Raw genomic sequence first — 6,721 nt, 5'->3', positions numbered from 1 at the left:
AGCCACGGCGGACGGTACGCAAATACACTTCATCCAGAAACCGATGGCTTCTATCCATCATTCTGACGGGATCTCTGGTCGGCCCATCGCACGTGATACTGCGGGCAGAAACGCCGACTCATCCGGATGGCCATTCACCTCATCCCGTTTCCACGTCCTATCGATCTCACGAAGCGGTTCATCTGCCGATTCCCAATGCCATCTCGAGTGGCCCGTACGCTCATCAGGTCGACCGGTATCGCGATCGCGTTCTTGAAAACGACGTCGTCGCTGAAATGGATGGGAATTGTTGGTTCAAAGATTCACCGGCGTTGTCGGCCGGTCCATCAATCGCGGGTGAGATCAGCCAGCTCGACCCACAGATCGTTTGGTGGGACGCGGACGTCACGCAACCTCTCGGTTTGGCAGAACAACACACCTCGGTCGACGCATCGGGACTCGCGCAAACGGCATTGATTGCCTCACCCTATGTCCGCAGTTTGCTGACGGAACCACAAATCTCGATGACCGACATCGTGATCGCCGACGCTCAGTTCGATCCGCTGACGTTCTTGGACGCCAACTACACCGACACGAATGATCCTGTCGGCAGTGAATTGACCACGGGTGACCAATCGGAACGATTCCGCGACAACCTGTTTGCCTCTTCCGCGGGTGTTCGCAAAAAGCTGACCAGTGGCGGGAACCTGGAAGTCGTTCAGCGTGGCGGCTTTCAGAACAACAACTCGACGTTCTTAACTCCCAACGCGCAAGGCACGTCGCGGTTGGAACTGAACTTTTCTCAACCGTTGCTTCGCGATCATGGCAAAGCGGTCAATCGCACGCGAGTCATCCTGGCAAAGATCGACGCACAGATCACCAACAGCGAAGTGCGTGAGGAGATTCAAACGCACTTGGTCGACGTCACCACCGCGTACTGGGAACTTTACCAAGCCCGCGCGGAATGGTTGCAACGCAATCGTTTGCTCGCCAGTGCACAGGAGATGCAGACGGTTCTGCAAGCTCGCGGGGCGGTCGATTCACAACAGCGACAAATCCTGCGAGCCAACGTCGCAGTCGCAAAACGGCGATCCGATTTGGTCCGCATCGAAACCCGAATCCGCAACGCTCAATCGAAACTGCGTTTGCTGACCGGTGACCGCCAATTCGCGCAGTTCGCACAATACGAGATGGTGCCCGTCGAACGCCCGCTGATGCAGTCAATCGAACTGAGCACCCGCGATGCGACGCTGACGGCGCTAGACAATCGTCCGGACATCGTGCAAAGCCTGCAACAAATGCATGCTGTTTCGACACGCGTCGGTGCCGCACGCAATCAAGTCTTGCCGCGTCTGGACTTGCTGCTCAGTTCCTATGTGTCGGGATTGGACTCGGGCACCAACACGTTCGGTGCAATTGGCCGGCAATTCAGCGAGGGCGGTCCAACCTATTCCGCCGGTTTGATCTTTGAACGCCCCTGGGGCAACCGTGCCAACCAAGCCCGATTGCGTCGCAACCGATGGGAATGGACACGATCGTACGCCGAGTTTCAACAAACGACCGAAGCGGCGATGACGGAAGTCGAAATCGCCGTTCGCGAAACACAAACGCTGTTCAACGAATTGATTGCCAAGCAACAGTCGACCATGGCTGCGGCTCGCGAAGTGGACTATTTGCGGCAACGTTGGACGCACCTGCCCGATCCAAACGAAAACGCGATTCTTCTAATCGAAAACCTGCTGGACGCGCAAGAACGTTTGGCGGACGAAGAACGCAGCTTGGTTCGGTCGCAGGTCGCTCACGCTTTGTCATGGGTCACGCTTCGCAAAGCCATGGGTGTGCTGTTGGTTTGCAATGTGGCGGATGTTTCGCCGGTACCGAGCAATGTCTCGGTGTTCCTGCCCGACGAAGCGGAACCATTTGGCGGGATGATTGAAAGCGAAGAATTGATCCTCCCGACACCGGAGGAGTGGAACTCACCATGAGCCTTCTCCGTTCTAACACCGGTTGGCGATCCCAATTCGCCTCCATCGGGCAGTTCGCATCCATGACGCAGCTCGGTCGATTCACCAGCCGTCCTGCGATGGACATCCAAACCATCCTGCAGTCCGCATGCGATCGAATGTCCAATCGTTCCGCGTCTGCGAAACATGATTTACAAAACCGCTGGCAAACGCTTCGGTACCAATTGCTCGAAGCGACCGCGGACCAAACACGCAATTCATCAAGTCAGCTCGATGCTATCTGGCGAGAGTGCTTGGTGGACGCATTGGTTTTGGCCAGCGACGCCATTCGAGCGACTCACAACATTGAGCTTTTCGAAGTGCAACTGCGTGCGGGCTTGATCGTTTCATCGGGATTGATGTCACGACGTGGCGGCGTGGCGGAGATGCAAACCGGCGAAGGAAAAACCTTCGCGTTGTTCGTTGCATCGTTGATCGCTGCTCTGCCGGGCCGAGGCGTGCACGTCGCGACCCCGAACGCTTACTTGGCCCAACGTGACCACGAACAACTTCGCGAAACTTGGTCGTTGCTCGGTGTCGAATCCAGCTGTCTGACCGAGGACTCATCGGCCGACGCCACTCGTGCCGCCTACCGAGCGGACGTGACGTATGGTCCCGGTCACGCGTTCGGTTTTGACTACCTTCGTGATCAATTGGCAATGGACACCGCCGCTCGTCAGCCTCCCGGATCGACGTTGCTTCGAAGACTGAATTCAGAATCATCCACGCCTCGTTTGCAGCGAGGCCTCGCGGTCGCGTTGGTGGACGAAATCGATCATGTTCTGATCGACGACGCTCTTTCGCCGCTGCTGTTGTCAGGAACTATACCGGGCGAGGCCGATGATGCCGCGGTCCACCGACATGCATTGAAAACGGCAGCGTCACTGCGCGGTGATGAAGACTTCCAAGCGACCGGTCACCAAATGGAATTGACCGACGCAGGATTGAATCGGGCCTATCAAGCCGTGGAGGACTGGTCAGACGCATCGCTACGTCGACCTTGGCACGAGTACGTTGAACTTGCCTTGCAAGCGACCCATCTGCTTCGTCGAGAAATCGACTACGTGATCGATGATGATTCGGTCCGCATCGTCGATCAATCGACCGGTCGCATCTACGAAGATCGAACCTGGTCAGGCGGATTGCAACAAGCCATTGAAGCAAAAGAAGATTTACCGATTCAGCGTGAAAGCGAATCGCTCGCCAAAATCACACGCCAACGTTTCTATCGATCGTACGACTACTTGGCCGGAGTCACCGGAACCGCGGGCGATTGTCGCGAAGAATTGAAGTCGGTTTACGGACTGAACGTGCAAACCGTCCAACCTCGGCTGGCGTCGAAACGCATCGTTCATCCGACTCACGTCACGCTAACCTCACAAGAAAAGTTTGCTGCTGTCGCCGTTGAAGCCCAACGGATCGCGGAATCTGGACGATGCGTTTTGGTCGGCACGCTGGACATCGCAACCAGTCACCAAGTTGCGGAAGAACTTCGCCGGCAAGGCCTCTCGTGTGAATTACTCAACGGCCTGCAAAACGCAGAAGAAGCTGAGATCATCGCTCGGGCGGGACAACCGCATGCCATCACCGTCGCAACGAACTTAGCCGGGCGAGGCACCGACATTCGGTTGAACCCCGAGGTGGCCGCGAAGGGTGGACTGCACGTGATTGTTGCCGAACACCATCGTTCATCGCGTGTTGACCGGCAATTGATCGGTCGCTGTGCTCGTTGTGGCGATCCTGGCAGCAGCCGCCATTTCTTATCGGCCGAAGACAACTTGGTCAGCCAATCGGCACCTTGGGTGGGTCGTGCTATCCGACGAGCCATTGCCGCCGACCAAATCGAAACACTTTCTGTTGAGTCCCAAATCGCATCGATCCAAACACGGCAAGCCAAACGAGCTGCCGCGGCAAGACGACAATTGCTGGAAGCGGATGAACGCGATTGCGGATTGGTTCGCAAAGCTCAATCGAACCATGATCCCGCCCCACACCTTCAAGCATTGGATGCAGGATGATGAACCGTCATTGGATAACGACGCTCTGCGTCATCGTGAACCTGCAATGCCTGGCTCTTCCCGGCATCGCGGCGGCGGACGAATACGAAGCGTTTACCGAACCGTATCGACGGATCCAGGTTTCGTCATCGGAAATGGGCGTGATCACGGAACTGAAAGCACGAGAGGGAGCCGAGGTTCGCGAAGGCCAAGTGCTCGCACAGCTCGATGATGCGTTGCTGCGAAAGACACTGGATGTCTCGCGGGCGGCGAAAGATGCCATCGGTGGAAAGACGGCTGCGGAAGCGGAAGTCGTCATTCGTGAACAACAGGTCCAAAGCTATCGCCGTTTGTTCACGCAGGGCAACGCGACACCTCGAGAACTCGAACGAGCCGAAAATGATCATCGTCAGGCACTCGCTCGCTTGCAAAGCGTCACCGAAGAACTCTCCGTTCGCGATCTCGAATACCAACGAGTGATCTGCCAGTTGGAACAACGCCGCATCTTGGCACCATCCGACGGCGTCGTTGTCGCTTTGGCCAAAGAGGTTGGCGAATTTTTGTCACCGACCGATCCTGTTCTGCTGCAACTGGTCCAACTGGATCGCTTGAAAGCGGTTTTCTCGGTGCCACTGCGACGAATCGACATGTTGTCCGAAGGCCAATCGGTCGTCGTTCGCGTGGGTGGATCTCGCGCGACAGTCTACGGAACGCTGGAATACATCTCGCCCGTTGCCACGGCCGAATCCGGTACCGTTCGCGTTCGCGTTGTCCTGCCAAACGAAAAACGCGAGATTCGCAGCGGCGTTGTTTGCTGGTTGGACCTGGAAGCATCCGTGAGAACCAACCAATCGAACGCTCGCATCAGCGACGCTCCCGTCATTCTCTCGCCTGCGTTGCGTTAGAACGTGTTCACCGCATCGTCACTTTCTCCGGACGCGACCGGTCGTGATTCTCATCACGAATTGTTGCAACGCGCCGAGACATTGGCAGCGGCGATCGAACTGCAGTCGGCTCTTGATGCATGTCGCGAGTTCGACGAAGCCGCTTCCATCGCGATGCGATCGCTCAGTGAATGGTTGCAAGCCGAGGGAGCGATTCTGTGTTGGCGAAATCGTCCCACATCGGGTCTGAAGTGCATCAGCGATCATGCCCACGGCGGTGGGACTTTTGCCACCGACCATCCCCGCGAAACCTTGGCCGCAGCGGAAGAAGCTTGTCTGCGGGATGGGCTCAGCAAAGTCGCCGCAACCGAAGTCGCATCGTCGCCCGGCACGATGGCGATGCGGCAATGGCTGAAGACAATCGGATCAAACAATTTGCTCGCTTGCCCGATGTCGGACTCAAGCGGCAAGAATCTTGGTGTTTTGCTGATCCTCGATCCGCGTGAGCGATTCGCCTCCGCAACTCTCGACGCGTTTGCGCCGCTGCTGTCCTGCAAACTTCAAAGCATCCAACGTCTGCAACCGACGGGCGTGGAGGCTTCGTTGGTGCGTGGCATCCGATCGTTTCGATCAACTTGGCAACGGGCGACCGTTTGCGTTTTGTCGACGATTATCCTGTTGATGTTCCTGCCGGCTCATCACAACATTCGCACGGATGTGCAACTGCAACCCGTCCAACGTCGCTTCATCGCGGTCCCGTTTGACGGCCCGTTGCAAGAATGCATGGTGCGTCCCGGCGACACAGTGACCGAAGGACAATTGCTAGCCAAGATCAACCCTCGCGAATTGGAATACGAACTGGCGGGACTGCGTGCTCTTCACGGGCAAGCCGACCAGGAACGTCGTGGATCGATGGCGACGCATGACTTCGGAAAAAGCCAAATCGCGGCATTGGAAGCCGACCGACTGAAGACACAAACCGAATTGCTGAACCACCGCAAGGATAACCTCGAGATCCGCAGTCCCATCGATGGAGTCATCGTCAGCGGCGATTGGAAGCAATCCGAAGGGGCACCACTGACACGTGGTGAAACGCTCTTTGAAATCGCACCGGTCGGTTCGATGAAAGTCGAAATCGCGATCCCGGAAGAGGACTTCGCTCACGTTCAGCCCGGAATGCTCGCTCGCGTTCACACCCATGCGATGCCGGACCGGGTGATGCATGGGGCGATCACGCGAGTCCATCCCGCCGCGACAATTCGTGATTCAGAAAACGTGTTCTTGGCCGAAGTCACCGTGGACGATCAAGACGGACTGTTGAGACCGGGTATGAAAGGCCGTGCGACCATCTATGGCAACAAGCGTCCGATCGGATGGATCGTTTTCCATCGCCCTTGGAATTTGTTGCTTCGTTGGTTGGGCGTGTGACGATGCAGCGTGATCCGGGAACCATCGATTGGCAGCAACAACCCATTCGCATCGCCGCCGATGTGAAGGTCTGGCCGGTCCGCGAAACGGGCGAACCGATCTATCGGATCGAAATTCCTGCCACGCATCAATTCTTTCGAGTGGGTTTGTCCGAGTACTCGTTTTTGTCGGCGTTGGATGGGCATCGCACGATCGCACAAGCCTGCGGGTTGGTGACGGCAAAGATGGGACGTGCCGCACCTTCGTCTTCGCAATGTGAATCCATCGCGAGATGGTTGATCGATCACCGACTTGCGCACTTCGCCGACGCACCACCGCCCCGTCGAGAACACTTGGGCCAAGCCTCACCGGCGGACAACTCCCAAACAAAATCCATTTTGTCGCGATGGAACCCGTTCTGGATCAAAATGCCGGTGCCGGGTGCGGCGGG

Annotated in this window: 4 protein-coding genes and 1 pseudogene; all 5 read left to right on the top strand. The window is 57.0% G+C overall.

All coding sequences use genetic code 11. The features are described from left to right. Nucleotides 1-1,964 (top strand): TolC family protein (locus B2R17_RS06425; protein ID WP_286763325.1); only part of this gene is annotated, 1,964 nt, incomplete at its 5' end. Then, the gene (locus tag B2R17_RS06420) at nucleotides 1,961-4,000 is read left to right on the top strand and encodes a preprotein translocase subunit SecA (RefSeq protein ID WP_286763324.1); all 2,040 of its coding nucleotides are present in this window, start codon (nucleotides 1,961-1,963) and stop codon (nucleotides 3,998-4,000) included. The genes B2R17_RS06425 and B2R17_RS06420, both read left to right, overlap by 4 nt. After that, entirely contained in the window at nucleotides 3,997-4,884 is an 888-nt protein-coding gene (locus B2R17_RS06415) for an efflux RND transporter periplasmic adaptor subunit (protein WP_286763323.1), read from the top strand. Before B2R17_RS06420 ends, B2R17_RS06415 begins: the two co-directional genes overlap by 4 nt. A gap of 3 nt (nucleotides 4,885-4,887) precedes the next feature. Next, nucleotides 4,888-6,291 (top strand): efflux RND transporter periplasmic adaptor subunit, encoded by a 1,404-nt coding sequence (locus B2R17_RS06410; RefSeq protein ID WP_286763322.1) that lies wholly within the window; start codon nucleotides 4,888-4,890, stop codon nucleotides 6,289-6,291. After that, nucleotides 6,237-6,721, top strand: a pseudogene (locus B2R17_RS06405) (peptidase M50); the annotation flags it as partial. The gene B2R17_RS06410 and the pseudogene B2R17_RS06405, both read left to right, overlap by 55 nt.

The sequence above is a fragment of the Rhodopirellula sp. UBA1907 genome, from assembly GCF_002337565.1.
In the GTDB taxonomy this organism is placed as follows: domain Bacteria; phylum Planctomycetota; class Planctomycetia; order Pirellulales; family Pirellulaceae; genus Rhodopirellula; species Rhodopirellula europaea.
The sequence above is the reverse complement of the archived record's forward strand: the minus strand, read 5'-3'. Positions and strand labels throughout refer to the sequence as shown.